General features: G+C 55.6%; 17 protein-coding genes. 11 read left to right on the top strand and 6 right to left on the bottom strand.

Going from position 1 to position 18129, the window contains the following annotated elements:
- Positions 1–13 precede the first annotated feature (13 nt).
- From R1T41_RS12870 to R1T41_RS12845, 6 genes are all read left to right on the top strand, one after another.
- A complete protein-coding gene (locus tag R1T41_RS12870) occupies positions 14–445 on the top strand; it encodes a hypothetical protein (RefSeq protein WP_317337377.1) in 432 nt (143 codons plus the stop codon).
- On the top strand, positions 442–1287 hold the full coding sequence (locus R1T41_RS12865) for a class I SAM-dependent methyltransferase (protein WP_317337376.1): 846 nt from the start codon (positions 442–444) through the stop codon (positions 1285–1287). The genes R1T41_RS12870 and R1T41_RS12865 overlap by 4 nt, the downstream gene beginning before the upstream one ends.
- Before the next feature lie 126 nt (positions 1288–1413).
- Entirely contained in the window at positions 1414–2157 is a 744-nt protein-coding gene (gene queC, locus R1T41_RS12860) for a 7-cyano-7-deazaguanine synthase QueC (protein WP_317337374.1), read from the top strand.
- 197 nt (positions 2158–2354) lie between these two features.
- Positions 2355–2714 (top strand): 6-carboxytetrahydropterin synthase QueD, encoded by a 360-nt coding sequence (queD, locus tag R1T41_RS12855; RefSeq protein WP_231887036.1) that lies wholly within the window; start codon positions 2355–2357, stop codon positions 2712–2714.
- A complete protein-coding gene (gene queE, locus R1T41_RS12850) occupies positions 2711–3496 on the top strand; it encodes a 7-carboxy-7-deazaguanine synthase QueE (RefSeq protein ID WP_317337372.1) in 786 nt (261 codons plus the stop codon). The genes queD and queE overlap by 4 nt, the downstream gene beginning before the upstream one ends.
- A gap of 334 nt (positions 3497–3830) precedes the next feature.
- Entirely contained in the window at positions 3831–4181 is a 351-nt protein-coding gene (locus R1T41_RS12845) for a hypothetical protein (RefSeq protein WP_317337371.1), read from the top strand.
- Here R1T41_RS12845 and R1T41_RS12840 read toward each other — a convergent pair.
- Both R1T41_RS12840 and R1T41_RS12835 read right to left on the bottom strand, forming a co-directional pair.
- On the bottom strand, positions 4178–4909 hold the full coding sequence (locus tag R1T41_RS12840; RefSeq protein WP_317337369.1) for an isoprenylcysteine carboxylmethyltransferase family protein: 732 nt from the start codon (positions 4907–4909) through the stop codon (positions 4178–4180). The two genes, R1T41_RS12845 and R1T41_RS12840, sit on opposite strands and share 4 nt — an antisense overlap.
- A 39-nt stretch (positions 4910–4948) precedes the next feature.
- Positions 4949–6235 carry a helix-turn-helix domain-containing protein gene (locus tag R1T41_RS12835; protein ID WP_317337368.1) on the bottom strand — a complete coding sequence of 429 codons (1287 nt, stop codon included), beginning with the start codon at positions 6233–6235 and terminating at the stop codon, positions 4949–4951.
- Positions 6236–6602: 367 nt separating this feature from the next.
- Between R1T41_RS12835 and R1T41_RS12830 the strand changes: the two genes are divergently transcribed.
- The 3 genes from R1T41_RS12830 (at position 6603) to R1T41_RS12820 (ending at position 11731) form a co-directional block, all read left to right on the top strand.
- Positions 6603–7205 carry a PadR family transcriptional regulator gene (locus R1T41_RS12830; protein ID WP_317337367.1) on the top strand — a complete coding sequence of 201 codons (603 nt, stop codon included), beginning with the start codon at positions 6603–6605 and terminating at the stop codon, positions 7203–7205.
- A 122-nt stretch (positions 7206–7327) separates the two neighbouring features.
- Positions 7328–8500 (top strand): efflux RND transporter periplasmic adaptor subunit, encoded by a 1173-nt coding sequence (locus R1T41_RS12825; protein WP_317337366.1) that lies wholly within the window; start codon positions 7328–7330, stop codon positions 8498–8500.
- A gap of 30 nt (positions 8501–8530) precedes the next feature.
- Complete coding sequence (locus tag R1T41_RS12820; protein ID WP_317337364.1) at positions 8531–11731, top strand: efflux RND transporter permease subunit; 3201 nt, start codon at positions 8531–8533, stop codon at positions 11729–11731.
- Positions 11732–11885: 154 nt separating this feature from the next.
- Here the strand turns inward: R1T41_RS12820 and R1T41_RS12815 are convergent, their stop codons facing one another.
- A complete protein-coding gene (locus R1T41_RS12815) occupies positions 11886–12701 on the bottom strand; it encodes a substrate-binding periplasmic protein (protein ID WP_317337363.1) in 816 nt (271 codons plus the stop codon).
- A gap of 284 nt (positions 12702–12985) precedes the next feature.
- Here R1T41_RS12815 and R1T41_RS12810 point away from each other — a divergent pair, with 284 nt between their 5' ends.
- A complete protein-coding gene (locus R1T41_RS12810; RefSeq protein WP_317337362.1) occupies positions 12986–13921 on the top strand; it encodes a transporter substrate-binding domain-containing protein in 936 nt (311 codons plus the stop codon).
- Positions 13922–14219: 298 nt separating this feature from the next.
- A complete protein-coding gene (locus R1T41_RS12805; protein WP_317337361.1) occupies positions 14220–15119 on the top strand; it encodes a hypothetical protein in 900 nt (299 codons plus the stop codon).
- 68 nt (positions 15120–15187) lie between these two features.
- On the opposite strand, the gene pssA is transcribed toward R1T41_RS12805, so the two are convergent.
- The 3 genes from pssA to R1T41_RS12790 all read right to left on the bottom strand — a co-directional run bounded on the left by pssA (position 15188) and on the right by R1T41_RS12790 (position 18061).
- Positions 15188–16045, bottom strand: coding sequence for a CDP-diacylglycerol--serine O-phosphatidyltransferase (gene pssA / locus R1T41_RS12800; RefSeq protein ID WP_062952820.1), 858 nt, complete (start codon positions 16043–16045; stop codon positions 15188–15190).
- The gene (locus R1T41_RS12795; RefSeq protein WP_269451400.1) at positions 16045–16812 is read right to left on the bottom strand and encodes a phosphatidylserine decarboxylase; all 768 of its coding nucleotides are present in this window, start codon (positions 16810–16812) and stop codon (positions 16045–16047) included. The genes pssA and R1T41_RS12795 overlap by 1 nt, the downstream gene beginning before the upstream one ends.
- Positions 16813–16900: 88 nt before the next feature.
- Positions 16901–18061 (bottom strand): Ig-like domain-containing protein, encoded by a 1161-nt coding sequence (locus R1T41_RS12790; RefSeq protein ID WP_317337360.1) that lies wholly within the window; start codon positions 18059–18061, stop codon positions 16901–16903.
- Between the last annotated feature and the right edge of the window lie 68 nt (positions 18062–18129).

Here is an 18129-nt window from a genome sequence, read left to right as displayed (position 1 = left end):
CTTCAGGATCCAAATGACCCAGCACTCCGAACTTATTTCAGAATACGAGCATCTCCAAAGGATTGTCGAAGAATTTGATGGGAAATCATTGACGATCAAAACTTGGAGCGTAACCCTCAGTGCAGCAGGTATTGTAACAAGCATTATTGAAGAAAAACCGCTAGTGTTACTAGTAGCAGCTGCATCTTCAGTCGTATTTTGGTTGATTGAAGCACTATGGAAAGCGAACCAGCAGGCATTTTACGGGCGCATCAAAGAAATCGAAGCGGCTTTTCAAACAGGCACCCCAATACAACCATTCAGAATTGCCACCTCATGGAGTGAACATTGGAATCAGAATGGGCGGTCACTGTTTGCTTTTAAAATAATGCATTGGCCACATATAAGCCTACCGCACATAGTAGTCTGTCTAAGCGCAATTGCGATATATCTTTTACAAATATGACGTGGCACCACCTTTCCTCAGACTGGCTGAACTGGGCTGATCAACTCGCCCCCGCAGCACAGAAGATCAACCGGCATCTGATCGCAGCACTCGATCTGCCGACTTTGGCACGGGCCGCCGATGGGCAAGGATTGGCCGTGCTTGATCTCGCGTCCGGGGTCGGGGAACCGGCATTCGGAATTGCGCGGATGCTGGCTGGTGAGGATGATTCAGGCCTGCACGGCCAAGTGATCGCATCCGACATCGTGCCGGGCATGTGTGCCGGGTTGGTGGAACGCGCCGGGGCGGAGGGGATTGGCAATCTGTCGGTGGTTGCGGCCGACATGGAAAAGCTGCCCTTTGGGGCGGGCACGATGGATGCGATTTCGTGCCGGTTTGGTGTGATGTTTTGCCGTGATCCCGATGCCGCCCTTCATGAGGCCAGCCGGGTCTTGCGCGCTGGTGGCCGGGCGAGCTTCATGCTGTGGGCGCCGCTGGTCGATAATCCGTTATTTGCCGCCATGGATGGGGTTCTGGGCAATATGCTGGGCACCGGGTTTGCCGATGCGGGGCTTGACCTGTTTGGCTTTGCCGATCCGGCGTCGGCGACTGCGCGCATGGTGCGGGGCGGGTTTGGCGATGTTGCCATCACCACCCATAATCCCGCCGGGCGCATCCCGGAACGCGCGACATTCTGGAAGCCGCAGATGGAAATGCTGTTTGGGCCGCAACTACGTGCCGCCACGGATGCGGAACGCGGGGCGATTGATGCCGCGATGTTCGAAGCACTCCGTCCTTATGTAGCGGACGGGCATTTTCAGGTTCCGATTTGTTTTCATGTACTTGCCGGGGTGAAGGGGTAAGACCGCGCCTCAAAGCAGCGTTTTTCCCTTGATTTCCGTGATCCTTCGTGTCAAACCGCGCGCCTTGGAAGGGATGTTTCCTTCCCCTGTCGTAGCACCAGGTTAAAAACACGAAAGACATGACATATGAAGACGATTGTCGTCTGCTCTGGCGGGCTGGATTCCGTCACGCTGGCCCATAAGGTTGCGGCCGAGCATAAACTGCATTCCCTGATTTCGTTCAATTATGGCCAGCGCCATAAAAAGGAACTTGATTACGCCGCGCGTGCCGCACGCGATCTTGGCGTCAAACATCACATTGTTGATCTGACACCGGTTGGCGCACTCCTGACCGGGTCGTCATTGACATCTGATGATATCGATGTGCCCGATGGCCATTATGCCGAAGAAACCATGCGCATCACCGTTGTGCCCAACCGCAATGCCATCATGCTTGCGGTTGCGTTCGGGGCTGCGGCGTCGGCCGGGGCGGATGCAGTAGCAGCGGCCGTTCATGGCGGGGATCATTTCATCTATCCCGATTGCCGTCCCGATTTCATCAAATCGTTCCAGACGATGCAGAACCACGCCCTTGAGGGTGTGCGCGACGTGTCGCTTTATACCCCGTTCCTCCACGGATCAAAGGCCGATATCGCCGCCGAAGCCGGGCGTCTTGGCGTTCCGATTGATCGCACATGGTCCTGTTACAAGGGTGGTGAAACCCATTGCGGGCGATGCGGCACCTGTGTCGAGCGGCGCGAGGCGCTTGAGCTTGCCCGTGTGCCCGATCCGACGGTTTATGTCGATCGCGATTACTGGAAACAGGCAAGGGCGGAGCATATGGCGCGCAGCCTTGGAGCAGAGGCGGAAGTGCAACCTTCCGGGGACTAAAAGCCGCTGGACCAAGCATGGTGGGGCACGATGGATGCCCGCTTTCGCGGGCATGACGAAGGTAAGGTAATCCCCCCAAAACCGTCACTCCCGCGCAGGCGGGAGCCCAGTCTTTCGCACCGCAGACTCACAGACACAACCCGGCCGCAAGCCCTCCGCTGCATCGCGGGCACGGGCGCGCCGTATCGAAAGCCATTATGATGTTTACCATCACCAAACAATTCGCCTTTTCCGCCAGCCATCAACTGGCCGGGCTTGATGCCGATCATCCCTGTTCGCGCCTGCACGGGCATAATTACATTGTCGAAGTCGAGCTTCGCGGTGCGGAGCTTGATGCGCGGGGGTTCGTGCGCGACTACCGCGAACTGGGCCCGCTCAAGAAAATGATTGATGACGAATTTGATCACCGCCACCTCAACGAGGTCCTTGGCCACGATCATGCCACCGCCGAACGGCTTGCCCTTTTCTTTTACGAATGGGCGCATGACCGCTGGCCTGAAGTCAGTGCAGTGCGGGTTTCCGAAACCCCGAAAACATGGGCGGAATACCGACCATGAGCGGGACGGAACTTGCGCCAGAGCTTGGAACAGAGCTGGCATCCGATAAAATCCGCATATCGGAAATTTTCGGACCGACCGTGCAGGGCGAAGGGGCGCTGATCGGCATGCCGACAGTGTTTGTCCGCACCGGGGGATGCGATTTTCGCTGTTCATGGTGCGATACGCTTTATGCCGTCGATCCGGCCTTTCGCGCCGACTGGAAACCGAATACGGCGGCTGAGGTCATGGATCGCGTCCGCACCCTTTCGGGTGGCAAGCCGATCCTTGTGACCCTTTCGGGTGGCAACCCGGCGATCCAGCCGTTGGGCGGGTTGATTGCGCTTGGCAAACGCAATGGCTTTACCTTTGCCATCGAAACCCAGGGCAGCATCGCGCGTGACTGGTTTGCCGATCTTGATTACCTGACGCTAAGCCCCAAACCACCAAGCAGCAGTACTGATTTCGACCCGCGCGCCCTTGCCGCCTGCATTAATGCTGCGCGCGCCAATGGCGTGCTTGACGGTCCGGCGATCACTCTTAAATTCCCGGTCCGCGATGATGCCGATCTGATGTTTGCCGACCATGTCCGTAGACTGCATCCCGATATCCCGGTCTGCCTGCAACCGGTCAATACCACCCCTGCCGAGCCACATCCGGACGGGGCGAATGGCGTTGATATTGCGGGACTGACGGAACGCTATCGCTGGCTGGTGGATCAGGTATCAGAACGCGGCTGGTTTAACATTCGTGTCCTGCCGCAATGGCACGTCCATGTCTGGGGCAACCTGCGCGGGGTGTGATTTGCGGCTGTCGCTTTATGCAATAGGGCGGGCACATTGCTCTCCTATGGATGCGAACCCGCCAGATCACTAACTGAATGCCTGCCGCATTTTTTCTTATTTCGTCCCCCATATCCCGCCAAACAGAACCACCCCATTTGCGAAATTGCGGGGCACTCACCATATTTAAGGAAGAAAGCCGGTTTGACTTCTCGCGCAGTGCGCGCACAAAGACCGGCAATCATGCTGTTTTGGGGCGAGCAGGAGCGGATTAGATCCGCTCGTTACACGGTCGCGCGAAACTGCCGGAAGCTTGGCCTTTGGTCCATTCCGGAAGCCCGAAGGAGCCATGATCATGACGATCACCCGCACCACGCATCGCAGTGTTACCTTCTATCACCCGTTTCGTCTGACCGGGCATGACCGGCTGTTTCCGCCCGGCATTTACGAGGTCGAAACCACTGAGGAACTTGATGCAATGGCCGCCACCCGGACCTATAAAAAGATCGAATGCCGCATCCCGGTTCTGGTCGAAGGCAGCCGCGACATGGAGGAGGAAATCCTGATTGTCGATCCCGCCGCCCTTGATGCGGCACTGGTTCTTGATGCCGATCCGCTACGCGAAGAAGAACGCGAAGCCCTTCTTGGCAGGCCGGGCACCCCCGCCAAACCACCAATTGCCAATGGTGGCGCCAGCCAGCATTAGGGTAAATACACCAGCGGCGTGATCCAGCCCTGTTCCTGCATGACTTTTACCCCCTCCAGCAGCGGCCCGGCGATCAGGAACCAGCAGCCATCGCGAATGGTGCGCAGGAAAACGGGTGGCTGACAGACCAGCGGACTTTCATCGCGCCATCGGAAAGTTGCCGGGCGAAATCGTGGCACCGTAATCAGGTAACGGTAATATCGCGGGCCGAAACTCTGCTTTAACACCGCCTCCTCGCGCAGGGTTACCTCGCGCAGGACAATCCAGCAGACAATGGCAAACAGTCCGGCAATCACAAGGCTACCGCTTTGCGCCCCTGCGCCGAATGCACCGGTGATCGAAAACAGATAAAGCGGATTGCGGCACAGGGAATAAGGGCCCGTCATCACAAGTTCGGTCTTTTTGCGCCCGCCGATATAAAGCGCGCACCAGCCACGCCCAACGATGCAGATCATGATGGCGATAATCCCGGTCGCCTCGATCACATCATGGATGTTTGTCGTGCGTTGCCAGCTTGCCTGTGCGAGCGTCACCAAAAGAAGCATCATCAGACCGCCGATCCGCAAGGTTCGCTTGCGGATACGCTGCACATTCCGAAGACCATCATCATGGCGCTCAGCGGCGTTTATGACGTTGCCGTCTCGAACGACCGTGTTTCGGTCATTGTTTTCGCCGGGTTTGCTACTGGCATTATGGCTGGGCTTGAAATGGTTTTTTGGTTGGATCATGTCGGCAGGTTCCTGTTTTGAAATCCTGCCAACCCTGCCCTATTGCGCTGCGTCCGACGTCCGGCCCTGCCCATCCGCCCCGTCCGGTGTCACTCCGGACGCTTGCGATTCTGCGACGGCCCGCGCGTTCGCCCGCACCGCACTTGGCGTATCCCCGGTCAGCTTTTTAAACGCCAGATTAAAGGTCGATTTCGAATTGAAACCGACACTTAGCGCCACATCCAGGATGGTGCGGTCCGGCTCGGCAATCAGTACTGCACGGGCTTCCTCGATCCTCGCACCATTGACATAATCAAAGAAATTCTGCCCGATATGATGATTCAAAACATAGGATAACTGATTGGGTGAAACCCCGATGGCACGGGCAAGCTTCGGAAGCGAAACCAGCGGGTCCAACAGCAGATCTCCGCGCTTGCGAATCTCATCAAGCCGCCTTCGCGCCAATGCCACGCCGTCATCGTCAAGCAACGGCCGTGTAATCGGTTCCACCTCGGAACCCGGCAGAGAAGGCGCAGAAGGAACCGCCGCAGAAACAGCATTGCTTTCCGAGCCGTGTACTGGTTCGGTCAGGTCCTCTTCATCCACCTCACCGTCGCCCGGCCAATCGGGCATGACAAACAAAACTGGCTGGGTCGCAATCTCATAGCTAAGCGCGAACAGCAGTAGCAAAAATGCCACCCCGGTTCCCGACATCGCCAGGTCTTCAACATAGAAAAATGCCGCAATCTTACCCATAAGGGCCGTCAGGAAGATCAGGCTGACACCACCGAGAATAACCGCCATCCAGCGGCGCATCGCGTTGCGATCCGCTCCGAGCTGTTCCTGTGCCTGACGAAAATACCGATGCGCCACCTTCCAGATCAGCAAAACATAAGTCCCCGCCTGCGCGAAAATTGCAAACCAGCAAAAACTGCTGATGGCGGCAGGAACAGTAAAACTATGTTGGAAATTATCAGAAATGGGCATGCCATTGGTGATCGACCATGCCATGAGGTTCAGAACCACACCTGCCAACACAAAATGTACCCAAGGCTGACGTGACGGGACGCCCGAAACTTCGCGGAAGTAAAGATAAACAGCCGGGGCAATCAGGAAATTTGCCGGAATGAATATCATTTCGACAACCTGATAGCTCTGCGGGGAAAAGAAGACCTCGGCGACATCTTCGAACAGGTTGAACGCCACGGACGTCAGGAAAAGCATCATCCAGCGATTGGCGCGGAACGCGCGCGCACCCTCGGAACGCAACAGCAGGCAAAGGAATGCTGCCTGCGCGATGCCAGCTACAGCCACAATCAGATCAAGATAGTCATATATGTCGTTCATGAACCTGTCTTATCCCGTTTGATCGGAGCCCGGCATTGCCCCCTTGCCGGGATGAAGAATTATCGTCCTATATCGTTTCAATATGCACAAACAAACACAATCGGCGTCCGACAATGCACAGCCGGACGCCCGAACAGGCGAAATCAGACAGTTTGCTTCTTGGACCAGTATGACTACCCCAAAACGGATGATGAAACATTCGTCAGTTTTGTAACAAACCACCTGCATCGATCGTCATGAAACTACAACGCGTATTAAATTGACTATATCAGTTCGATATACTAAGAATCGATATATATCGAACTGATATAGTTATTCCAGCATCTTCCCCCGCCGGAATGGCAATCGGATCGAGATGCATAACAGGATGGATACCGGACAGAATATGGATGTACGCACTTTGTGCCTTGGCGCCCTGATGGGTGGTGAAGCAACCGGATACGAGATTCGCAAAATGTTTGAAGATGGTACTTTCAGCCATTTTCAGATCGCGTCTCTTGGTTCGATCTATCCGGCCCTGACCAAGCTGACGCAGGACGGCATGGTAACCTTTGTCGAACGCGAACAGGAAAATCGCCCCGACAAAAAGGTTTACCAGCTGACCAGTGAAGGCCGCCGGACATTCCTGCGGACACTTTTGCAGACCCGTCCGGGCGAGGATCGTTACCGGTCCGACATCCTGTTCATGCTGACCTTTGCCGAGGAATTGCCGATCGAGCTGACCGAGGCCCTGATCGATGAATTCGCCGCCCGTCACGAAATGATGAAAATCGATATCGATCCGGACAATCCGCAAAAGGATGAATGTCCGCTTGCCCATGGTCGCGATGAAGACGGCCAACCAACCCCCGGGTGCCGCTTTGTCGCCGGACTTGGACAGGCGATGTGCGAAGCGACCCTTAACTTCATCCGCCAGAACAAGGCAGGTCTGATCGAGGAATTGCGAACTCGCAAAGACAAGAAAGCCTGACCTGTCGATAAGAATAAAAACAATACCAGAAACAACAACAAGAACCGCAAGGTCACCCTGAACGCGCCACCGTATCAAGTACCACACGCATTCCGTTTGGGCATATCTGAGGGAATTGAACCATGAATGCTTCACGCCTTGTCGCCATCGTACTTGCCCTTGGGGCTGTACTTTGGGTTGGATCGGGATTACTGGCCGGGGACGAACCGGCCGAGACGGCGGAAACTTCCGCATCCGGCATGGACGAAAATGCCGCCCCGATTCCGACGGAATCACCATCAGCCGGGCACGCCCCACGTGCCGCCGTCCGCGTCAGAACCAGCGAAGCCGTCGAACATGTCGATATGCTGCGTATTTCGGGACGCACCGAAGCCGTTGTGTCGGTTGAAATCCGTGCCCAGATCGATGCAACCGTCGAACAGATCGGCGCGGTCAAGGGACAACGGGTGAAGAAAGGAGACCTTCTGGTCAAGTTGGCGGTTGAAGATCGTTTGGCCCGTGTTGAAAAGGCGCGCGCCCTTGTGGCCCAGCGCGAACTTGAAAACAGTGCCGCCAAAAGCCTTGCAGAAAAGAATTACCGTTCGAAAACCGGCGTTGCGGAAACCAAGGCGCTTCTGGAAGAGGCACGCGCGGATTTGAAACTCGCACAGATCGAACTGACCCATACCGAAATCCATGCCCCGTTCGACGGTGTCGTTGAAGACCGCCCGGCGGAAATCGGTGATCTTCTGTCGATTGGCGATCCGGTCGCGACCCTGATCCAGGCGGACCCGATGCTGGTAGTTGCCCATGTCCCCGAACATTCGATTGGCGATATCCAGAACGGACAGCTCGCGCATATCACGCTGTTTGATGGTCGCGAGGCCGATGGCGTTGTGCGGTATGTTTCCCGCGTTTCAGACAATTCAACCCGGACCTATCGGGTCGAGGTCGAAATCGAGAACACCGATCTGAGCATCCCTGACGGCATGACCTCGGAATTGCAAATCCCGATTGGCACCAAGATGGCCCATCGTGTTGTCCCGTCGGTTTTGACACTCAATGACGAAGGCCAGGTCGGCGTGCGCGGAATTGTCGATGAGGACAAGGTTGCGTTTTATCCGGTGCAGCTTCAGGGCGGGAACCGTGACGGTATCTGGATCGGCGGATTGCCAGAAAAGATCGACCTGATCGTTGTCGGCCATGACTGGGTCAAGGAGGGTGCGACTGTCGATGTCAGCCGCCTTGAGGCAGACAATGGGTCCGAAGGGACGCAGGACATGGCAGCAGCCCCCAAGGAAACGGTCGCGCGATAAGCGTGGCATTGAGGAACCGGAGACAGAAGAATGTCCCTCATTGATATTGCGCTTGACCGTTCGCGCACCGTTATCCTGACCCTGATCCTGCTTTTGGTGACCGGTTGGGTGGGGTACAACGCGATCCCCAAAGAAGCCGACCCGGATGTGCAGATTCCGGTCCTTTATGTGTCGATGCATCATGACGGTATTTCGCCCGAAGATGCCGAACGGCTTTTGCTGCGTCCAATGGAACAGGAACTTCGCACCATCGAGGGTGTGAAGGAAATGACGTCGCAATCCTATCAGGATGGCGCATCGGTCACGCTTGAATTCTATTCAGATGTCGATATTGACGACGCGCTTGCCGATGTGCGTGAACGGGTCGACATTGCCAAATCCGAACTGCCCGACGAAACTGACGACCCCGAAGTTCACGAGGTCAACCTGTCGCTGTTCCCGGTTCTGGTCGTGACACTTGCCGGTGAAGTGCCCGAACGTACCCTGTTGCGTCTGGCGCGCGACCTTAAAGATGACATCGAAGGCATCCCAGCGGTCCTTGAAGCCAACCTTGCCGGTGACCGCGAGGAACTGGTCGAATTTGTCATCGACCCGATGAAGGTCGAGGCCTATCGCCTGAACGGTGTCGATATCGTTTCGCTGGTCCGCAATTCAAATGCGCTGGTGGCGGCCGGTGCCATCGATACGGGATCGGGCCGTTTCAACATCAAGGTTCCCGGCCTGTTTGAGACGGTCAATGATATCCTTGATATGCCGCTGGTCGTCGACGGGGATTCCGTCATCCGGTTCCGCGATATCGGCGAAGTCCGCAGGACTTTCAAGGATGCCGAAAGCTTTGCCCGTCTGAACGGCCAGTCGGCCATCGCAATCGAGGTTTCCAAACGTGTCGGCGAAAACATCATTGATGTGATCGACAACATCAAATCTGTTACCGCCGACGCCGCCCAATCCTTCCCGCCCAACGTCACCGTCAGCTATTCGCAGGATAAATCATCAGATATCCGCACCATGCTGACCGACCTTCAGAACAGTGTGATTCTTGCGATCCTGCTGGTGATGGTGGTGGTGATCTGGTCGCTGGGCTGGCGGTCGGGACTTTTGGTAGGGCTTGCCATTCCGGGGTCGTTCCTGACGGCTATCCTGATCCTTTGGGCTCTGGGCATGACGGTTAATATCGTCGTTCTGTTCAGTCTGATCCTTGCGGTCGGGATGCTGGTGGATGGTGCAATTGTTGTAACCGAATATGCTGATCGCAAGATGCTGGACGGATTGCCGCGCAAGCAGGCCTATCCGTTGGCGGCCAAACGCATGGCGATGCCGATCATTGCATCCACGGCAACGACGCTTGCGGCCTTCCTGCCACTGGCATTCTGGCCCGATATCGTCGGCGAGTTCATGAAATTCCTGCCGATCACGGTTCTGTTTACCCTGTCGGCATCGCTGGTTATGGCCCTGATCTTTGTGCCGACGGTGGGCGCATGGTTTGGCAAGCCCGGTTCAGCATCAAGCGAGGCACTGGACGCGGTTGCCGCAGGCCGGATGGATCGTTTGCGCGACCTTAAGGGTGGGACAGGTTTTTATGTCCGGCTGCTTAAAGGTTCATTGCGGTTGCATTGGCTGGTTGTACCGATGGCATTTGTCATCCTGATCGGTGTGTGGGCGGCATTTGGGGTATTTGGTCGCGGGGTGGAGTTTTTCCCCGCGGTCGAGCCCGAGGTCGCCGCCGTTCAGGTACGTGCACGCGGCAATATGTCCTACTATGAACAGGATACGTTGCTCAAAGAAGTCGAGGACCGCATTCTGGGCCTTGATGCCAAGCACGAAGGCGAACACTGGTTTGATACGGTCTATGCCCGCTCGGGCCGCAGTGCAAGCAGCGGCGGCAATGATACCCCCGAAGACGTGATCGGTGTCATCCAGCTTGAATATGCCGACTGGCAATCGCGCCCGAAAGCGACCGAGATTGAACATCGCATCCTTGAAGAAACGGCCGATCTCGCCGGATTACAGATCGAAATTCGCGCCGCCGAAGCAGGCCCGCCACAAGGCAAGGATGTCCAGATCCAGTTGCGCTCGCTTTATCCCGACGCGCTGGATGAAACCGCAACCATGCTGATGACCGGATTGCAGGAAATGGGCGGTCTTTACAATTTCGAAGACGGCAAATCGCCCCCGGGCATTGACTGGGAATATACTGTCGACCGTGCACAGGCTTTGAAATTTGGGGCGGATATCACCCAGATCGGCAATGTGATCAAACTGGTCACCAACGGCATCAATTTTTCGACCTATCGTCCGGATGATTCAACCGAGGAAATTGACATTGTCGGGCGTTATCCGGCTGAACACAGATCGCTTGAAGAACTGCAAAGTCTTCAGATCGTGACCGACAAGGGTCTGGTACCACTGGCGAATTTCGTCAAACGTACGGCGAAGCCCAAAACCGGGACATTGTCACGCGTTGACAGCCGCCGTGCCCTGACGGTGAAGGCCGACGTTGCCGAAGGCATTCTGGTCGACACCAAGGTCCAGGAGGTCAAGGAATGGATGAAAACCCTTGATATCGATCCGCGGGTTTCGGTCGAATTCAAGGGGCAGGATGAAGAACAGCAAAAATCTGCAGACTTCCTGAAAAACGCTTTTTCGGTCGCTCTGTTCATCATGTTCGTCATTCTGGTAACCCAGTTCAACAGCATATCCAGTTCGCTTCTGATCATGATCGCGATTGTGATGTCAACAGCCGGTGTGTTCCTTGGCTTGATGATCACCGGACAGGCGTTTTCAATTGTCATGAACGGGATCGGGGTCGTGGCACTAGCCGGCATTGTGGTAAACAACAACATCGTTCTGATCGATACGTTTGATCGGCTCAAACACAGTGCCGACAGTATCGAAACCGCGATCCTGCAAACCGGAGCACAGCGTTTGCGTCCTGTGATGCTGACCACTGTTACCACGATCCTTGGTCTGGTACCGATGGTGTTGCAGATCAACATCGACTTTGCCGAACGTTCAATGTCGATCGGTGCGCCCTCTACTCAATGGTGGGTCCAGCTTTCGACATCCATTGCGTTTGGTCTGGCATTTGCCACCGTCCTGACCCTGGTCTTTACCCCCTGTGCGCTGATGATGCGTCACAAGGCGGGGATCGGCTGGCGGAAACTGAAAGCACGAATAGCAGAAAAATTTGGCCGGGATAGTACACCGCAATCGGCCGATCACGGGGCGTAAAACCCAGCGACCTCTGGCAGAACAGAAAAACCGCGCGACATTCCCCCCCGACCCCGCCGCGCGGTTTGACCGGCCCCCAGCTACGCATTGGGGGCCGGTCACTTTTTGGGGGAACAGACAGGGAAAATCATAAGCCGCAACAAGGCGGAATGTATCAGTTCGAAGGAACACCTTCGGGCAGGGATTGCGCCCATATCTTTTGATAAACACCGCTTTTTTTCAACTCACCCAAAGCATTTTCCAATCGGGTAACGATGTTCGGATCGGTTGACCGGCTGGCGGCAAGATAAAGCTCGCTGGAAAGTTCGGGTATTTCGGCTGAGACCTGTAAAAGATCGACATTGTATTGAAGGCTTCCAGCCCGGTAAGGCAGCGAAAGCGCATCCCCCGCCACCAGATCAACCCGACCGGCATAAAGAAGCCGCAGGGTCGCCTCGGCCGAAGGGACGAAATCAACGTCAAAACCCTGATTTTGCAGGAACTCTGCCTTGACGTCCTTAAGTTGACCGGTAATCCGGAAGGTTTTCAAGGCGTCCCAATTGGTTCCCACCGGCACGTCGCTACCGCGCAGTGAAAATAGTCTTACATGATACGGAGAAACCGTGCCAACCCATCGAAACAGGCCTTCCCGATCCGGACGACGGGCGATACTGAAAATCAGGGTATCGGGCTGGGCCTGTGCTGCGGCAAAGGCGCGTGCCCAAGGTTGCGCAGTAATCCGGCATTCTATATTCGCGTCATTGCAGATCTGGCGTACAACATCGACTGCAGGGCCAGAGACATAATTGCTGTCTTCGCTGACAACAACATAGGGTGGGAACGGCGTTGTCACGATATCGACAGTTTGCGCATAAGCGGGGCTTTGCTTCCATTCCGAAAGCCCGCACAAGACAAACACTATCGCCACAAGACGAGCGGCCGTAACGGATAAAATGGCAACGGGCCATGGCGGACGTCTGTCAAAGGTCATTACCGCCTCATAGCGATGAAAGCCGTCTTGTTTTTCGTTATTCCCGTCAGCAGCATCGTAGCGAAGAACATACGGATCACCAAACAGCAATTCCGCTCAGATTCCCTTATCGAAAGTCTAATGGTCTTATTGCACATGAGGTAGAGCAATTTCTGTTTCAAGACCAAACCTAGTGATAGGGGAAATCCTTCGTTCGGATAGCAGGGCCTACATAATTTGCTAATGAATTCGGCGCTATCATGATCACAAAACAATAACGATCCTTGCATATTCGGGAATAAAACATGGGATTGCGGATGATGCGTTGGCGCAAATATCGCGCCGTATCCGGTCTGATCGGACTTGTCGCGCTGCCCTTCATGGCAACGGTCGCTAACGCTGATGCCCCGGGCATCCTGACCTGGGCTGTCCCGCCTTTCGCTCCAGCCTTCATTTCCGAAGATGGAAAACTTACCGGTTATGCCTCCGATACCCAGAACTGGTTTGCCGCGCGGCTTGACGATTATCAGCACGAAATCATGGAAGTTCCTCTGGCGCGGCTTCTGGCGGAAATGCGCAACGGGGCGGCCGATGACCATCCCGGTCATATCCGTTGCAGTACGACCCTGATCCCGACCGACGAACGGCGCGAATATATCAGCTTTGCCAAGACCATTCTGCTGCATCTGCCGATTTCCGTCGTCATCCGCGCGGAGGACGAGGCAAATTTCCAACCCTTCCTTGACGAAGAAGGACATATCCAGCTTGGCCAATTGATGGCGAACGGGGATATGACCACCGCCCTTCGGATCGGGCGATCTTACGGGACACTGATTGACAATTATGTCGAAAGATATCGCAACGCCCCGCAAATCATGCCGGTGGCCGACGATAGCAAGCTTTTGAAACTTCTTGAACTGGGCCGGATCGACTGGACATTCTATTTCCCGTCCGAAGCGGAATTTTACCGGCGGGAAATCGCGCCCAACCAGATGATCAAATCATTGCCGATCCGTGGCAATACCAACCTGCTTGAAGCGACCATAGGCTGTGCGAAAACACCGGCTGGCCAACAGGCGATTTCCCGGATCAACCAGATTGTCGATACCAATCCCGACATGCCATGGACCAACTTTTATGCTGCTTGGCTTTCCCCTCAGGATCGCGAATGGTTTGTGGCGGCACGGGCGCATTATATCGACCCCAAACAGTTCGAAGCACTTCTGACGCCAAGAAAATAAACCACGTCCCAATGTCTCACCAAACAACACCCTATCCTAAAGTGACTAAACCTGCCCGGGTGTTGCGGGCCGTTTTCCAAACCTATCCGCTTTCTGATATCCAACATGCAAGCCCCTTTACCTCGGTTAAACCGGACTGCAACACGATTTTCCATTGTATGACTATTGATCTATGCTGATGCCCCACCACTTTTGGGTAAGCATGGATGAAAACACGGACCCGCGCATCTTGGCGAACGGGTATATTGGTATGTGCAGTCGCTATTTCAGTTCCCTCATAATTGCCGGAATTTCGGCAATGCTGGTTTCGCAAATACCTGCAGCAATGGCGCAGGAAACTTTGCCGCTGCTTGTTACCCCCGTGCCCCCATCAACATCGGAAACCAGAACGGATATTGTCTGGGCCGTAGACGCCATCACACCGGGCTTCATAAAGGTCGAGGGTCGGTTGAACGGCTATGGTGCGCAAATGCTGGACTGGTTTATCGCGCGTATGCCCGAATATAACCATCTGGTACAAATCCTGCCGCGGCGCAGTGCCTATGATGCCATGCGCGCGGCGGGAGAAAGCGGTAAAACCATCTGTATCCCCGGAACCCAACAGACCCCGGAACGCGCAAAAGATTTCGCCATAAGTGGCACCGTCGCACCATTGCTGCCGCTTTCGGTTGTCGTTCTAAGCAGCGCCCGCCACTACTTTCGGCCATACATGCTGGCAAACGGAACGATCGATCTGGCCGCGCTGCTTGGCGATACATCGCGCTATACAGCACTGGCAAAGGCCCGGTCTTATGGACCGGAAGTTGACAGCATTCTGGCAACTGCGATTAATGCGCCAAATGTTTTGCGCACTGATAACCAGTCAAGCTTTCCGATGATGCTGGAAATAGGTCGCATTGACTGGATGCTGGCCTATCCGGTTGAAATCGAGTTCCATCGCCGTCAGGCAAAGGATGCATCCGACACATTGTCGTTGCCCATTCAGGGGCTACCCCGTCTGATGAATATCAGCGTGGCCTGCAGTCGGTCGGAAAATGGTATCGGGGCTGTCAGCGAGATCAACGCCATCCTTGCCAGCCATCCCGCTATGCCGTGGCTTGAATATTATATCGATTATCTTGGCCACGAGGACCGTGCCCGTTTCCTTGATGCCCTGAAAGAATTCAAACAGTCACGAGATCTTCCCGTCGGACAATAACATCGCTCCCCCAAATGAAACAGGCACCGCCAAAACGGTGCCTGCCAAAGAATTTCGGCCGGATAGGATCAATTCTGATGAACCCGGTTCAGCCCTTCTTCGGGATCGTCATCGGGTTCGCCGTCATCGTCTTCTTCCTCGGCACGAACTTCGTCCTGCTGATGTTCGACCCCCATGCGGCGATACGAACGATATGACAGCGGGAAGGTCGCAAAATAGACCGCGGCAATCACCGAAAGCGTCAGCCACGGCGAGGACACCAGAAACGCGACGGAAGCCCCGAATGCCAGCATCAGCGGCAGAACCCATGCGCGCGGAACCTTGACCTTCTTGAATGAATAGGTCGGCATCCGCGACACCATCAGACCGGCAATCAACACACCGTAAGGTGCAACGATGTAGGGGCTGTCAAACACGCCACGCCCGAACTGGAAAGTCAGCACAATCGGCCACATCGCAAGCGCCGCTGCCGCCGGGGCAGGAACCCCGGTAAAGAAACGATAGGCCCAAGTCGGCAATTCCGGTTCGCCCAGCATCTGGGTATTGAACCGCGCCAGACGCAGCGCCATGCACACCGCAAACAGCAGCGACAAGGCCCAGCCGATCGGGCCGAATTCATGCAGCGACCAGAAATAAAGCATCATCGCCGGTGCGACACCAAAGCAGACAAAATCCGAAAGGCTGTCAAGCTCGGCACCAAAGCGGCTGGATGCGTTCAGCATCCGCGCAAGACGGCCATCAAGGCCATCGATGATCCCGGCGATCAGGATGGCGGCAACCGCAGCTTCCCATCGATCCTGCATCGCAAAGCGGATCGATGTCAAACCAGCACACATCCCCATCAGGGTCGCCACATTCGGCGCCAGACGGCTTAGTGACAATGCCTTGAACCGCCGGGGGCGGCTCTGTCGGATGCCGCCTGCCATTAGCGGATCTCCCCGACTGCGGCTTCTGCCCCCTTGGCCGCAATATCGGCAAGGATGGTTTCACCGGCAATCGTGGTCTGACCAACGATGACTTTGGGTTCGACACCTTCGGGAAGGTACACGTCAACACGCGATCCGAAACGGATCAAGCCGAAACGTTCGCCAGCTTTCAGCTGCGAACCACGGCCAACATCACAAAGAATACGACGCGCCACAAGACCCGCAATCTGGACAACGCCAAATTCGCGGCCTTCCTTGTCACGCACCAGAAGAATCTGGCGTTCGTTGTTTTCCGATGCCTTATCGAGCTCGGCATTGACGAATTTACCAGGCACATAGGCCTCGCCAACGACTTCGCCATTGACCGGACAACGGTTCACATGAACGTTGAACACATTCATGAAGATCGAAACACGCGTGCGCGGCGTTTTATCGTCCAGTTCGAGTTCCTTGGGCAGCGGTGCCTTGGAAATCATGCAGACGCGGCCATCCGCCGGCGAAATGACGAGGTTCTCGTCAACCGGGGTGATACGGTCCGGATCGCGGAAGAAATAGGCACACCAGAGTGTCAGGATCACACCGATCCAGCCCAGCGGTTCGGCAATCAGAAACAGAACCACGGTGATCGCCGCGAAAATCGCCACGAATTTCCAGCCTTCGGGATTGATCGGCACAAGAACGGATTTCAAAGTCTTTATTCCCTGGTTGCCATGGGTACGGGCATAACAATTCCGGCAATGATTACCGGTCGGCCGCGTTACTACCATCTAGTGATGACAAAGGGCAACGCAACCTGCAAATAAAAAGGGGCAAAACACCATTATCACGTGTTTTGCCCCCGGAAAAGAAATGCAGTTACTGCTGTGCGATCCCATTTTCCGGAAGCGCAAAAATCTGCCCCGGATAAATCAGGTCCGGATCACGGATCTGTTTGCGATTCTGGTTGTAAATCACCCAGTATTGCAGGCCGTCGCCATAGGTCCGACGCGCAATCCGCCAAAGGCTGTTACCCGGCTGCACAACATAACGCGAACCCGGTTCCAGAATCTGATCTGGACGGGCGCGTTCAAACGGCAATTCGACGCGTGCGGTCACCTTGTCAGACGGATCAAGCTGATCAGCGCGTAACTGATACTGGCCCGGCTCGATCGGCTCACCAATGGTCAGAGCCCAGTTGCCATCTTCCCCGGTCGTTGCACTGCCGACAAATTTATTATCAAGATAAACACGGACGCTGGTGTCATCATCGGCCTTGCCAGACATGGCAACACGACCTTCTTCGTCATAATCGACAACATCAATCGACAGGCGTGGCATGGCGGCTGCAGGTTGTTCGGCGGTCGCGGCAGGCATTTCCGATCCCTGCGGCATGGCTTCGGCCAGTTCGCGGGCGGTTTCCTTGCTCATATCTTCGGGAGCCGGTCCCTGCAGGACGGTGGCAGCGCCGCCTTCCTTGGGCACGCGCATGGCAATGATCGGCTGTTCTGCCGCATCATCGTTTTTGGCGGCATCATCACCCGATGTCTGATCGGCAGTTGCGGTGTCACCGGCAGCCGGTTTTTCCGGGATCAGAACCACGACATTATCATCGCCCTTGTGAATTTCACCGGTGCTGTCTTCGGATTCAAGTGACAGTTCCCGATCACCGCTTGCCAGCGGTTTCTCAGGCAAAACCACCCATTCACCGCGTTCATCGGCGGTTGCCTGTCCGATAACTTCGTCACCCTCGCGGATACGCACGGTACTGTTCGGGGCAGCGCGGCCAGCAATCACGGCATTGCCATCCGGGCCGATGCGCACGACGTCAAAGCTCGGCGTACGAACTTCGGGTGCTGCGTCGGTTTGTTCCGGCGCGGCCTGCTGCGTGTTTCCGGCATCCGGTGTCACGGCGGGCGGAGCTGTTGTTCGTGCCGGCGTATCGGTTTCGTCTACCGACTGTGTCAGCATGTAATTCAACGAGATCGCGGCAACAATCAGCAAAACGCCAATGATGACGAGGATATAAGGTCTTTTCACCGGTAATATCCTTGAACGGTGGTTATGATTATTACGGGTGGCGTCGAAACCTTGTAACTGGCAGTCAT

This window comes from Thalassospira lucentensis, from assembly GCF_032921865.1.
Taxonomy (GTDB): Bacteria; Pseudomonadota; Alphaproteobacteria; order Rhodospirillales; family Thalassospiraceae; genus Thalassospira; species Thalassospira lucentensis_A.
Note: the sequence above shows the minus strand (reverse complement) of the source record. Positions and strands in the feature narration are given on the sequence as shown.

Coding starts and splice junctions, on each gene's coding strand:
- R1T41_RS12805 (WP_317337361.1), top strand. CDS start 14,220: ATGCTGGTTTCGCAAATACCTGCAGCAATGGCGCAGGAAACTTTGCCG.
- R1T41_RS12815 (WP_317337363.1), bottom strand. CDS start 12,701: ATGACCTTTGACAGACGTCCGCCATGGCCCGTTGCCATTTTATCCGTT.
- R1T41_RS12795 (WP_269451400.1), bottom strand. CDS start 16,812: ATGGTAGTAACGCGGCCGACCGGTAATCATTGCCGGAATTGTTATGCC.
- R1T41_RS12865 (WP_317337376.1), top strand. CDS start 442: ATGACGTGGCACCACCTTTCCTCAGACTGGCTGAACTGGGCTGATCAA.
- queC (WP_317337374.1), top strand. CDS start 1,414: ATGAAGACGATTGTCGTCTGCTCTGGCGGGCTGGATTCCGTCACGCTG.
- R1T41_RS12810 (WP_317337362.1), top strand. CDS start 12,986: ATGGGATTGCGGATGATGCGTTGGCGCAAATATCGCGCCGTATCCGGT.
- R1T41_RS12840 (WP_317337369.1), bottom strand. CDS start 4,909: ATGATCCAACCAAAAAACCATTTCAAGCCCAGCCATAATGCCAGTAGC.
- queD (WP_231887036.1), top strand. CDS start 2,355: ATGATGTTTACCATCACCAAACAATTCGCCTTTTCCGCCAGCCATCAA.
- R1T41_RS12820 (WP_317337364.1), top strand. CDS start 8,531: ATGTCCCTCATTGATATTGCGCTTGACCGTTCGCGCACCGTTATCCTG.
- R1T41_RS12825 (WP_317337366.1), top strand. CDS start 7,328: ATGAATGCTTCACGCCTTGTCGCCATCGTACTTGCCCTTGGGGCTGTA.
- R1T41_RS12830 (WP_317337367.1), top strand. CDS start 6,603: ATGGATACCGGACAGAATATGGATGTACGCACTTTGTGCCTTGGCGCC.
- R1T41_RS12835 (WP_317337368.1), bottom strand. CDS start 6,235: ATGAACGACATATATGACTATCTTGATCTGATTGTGGCTGTAGCTGGC.
- R1T41_RS12845 (WP_317337371.1), top strand. CDS start 3,831: ATGACGATCACCCGCACCACGCATCGCAGTGTTACCTTCTATCACCCG.
- R1T41_RS12870 (WP_317337377.1), top strand. CDS start 14: ATGACCCAGCACTCCGAACTTATTTCAGAATACGAGCATCTCCAAAGG.
- queE (WP_317337372.1), top strand. CDS start 2,711: ATGAGCGGGACGGAACTTGCGCCAGAGCTTGGAACAGAGCTGGCATCC.
- pssA (WP_062952820.1), bottom strand. CDS start 16,045: ATGGCAGGCGGCATCCGACAGAGCCGCCCCCGGCGGTTCAAGGCATTG.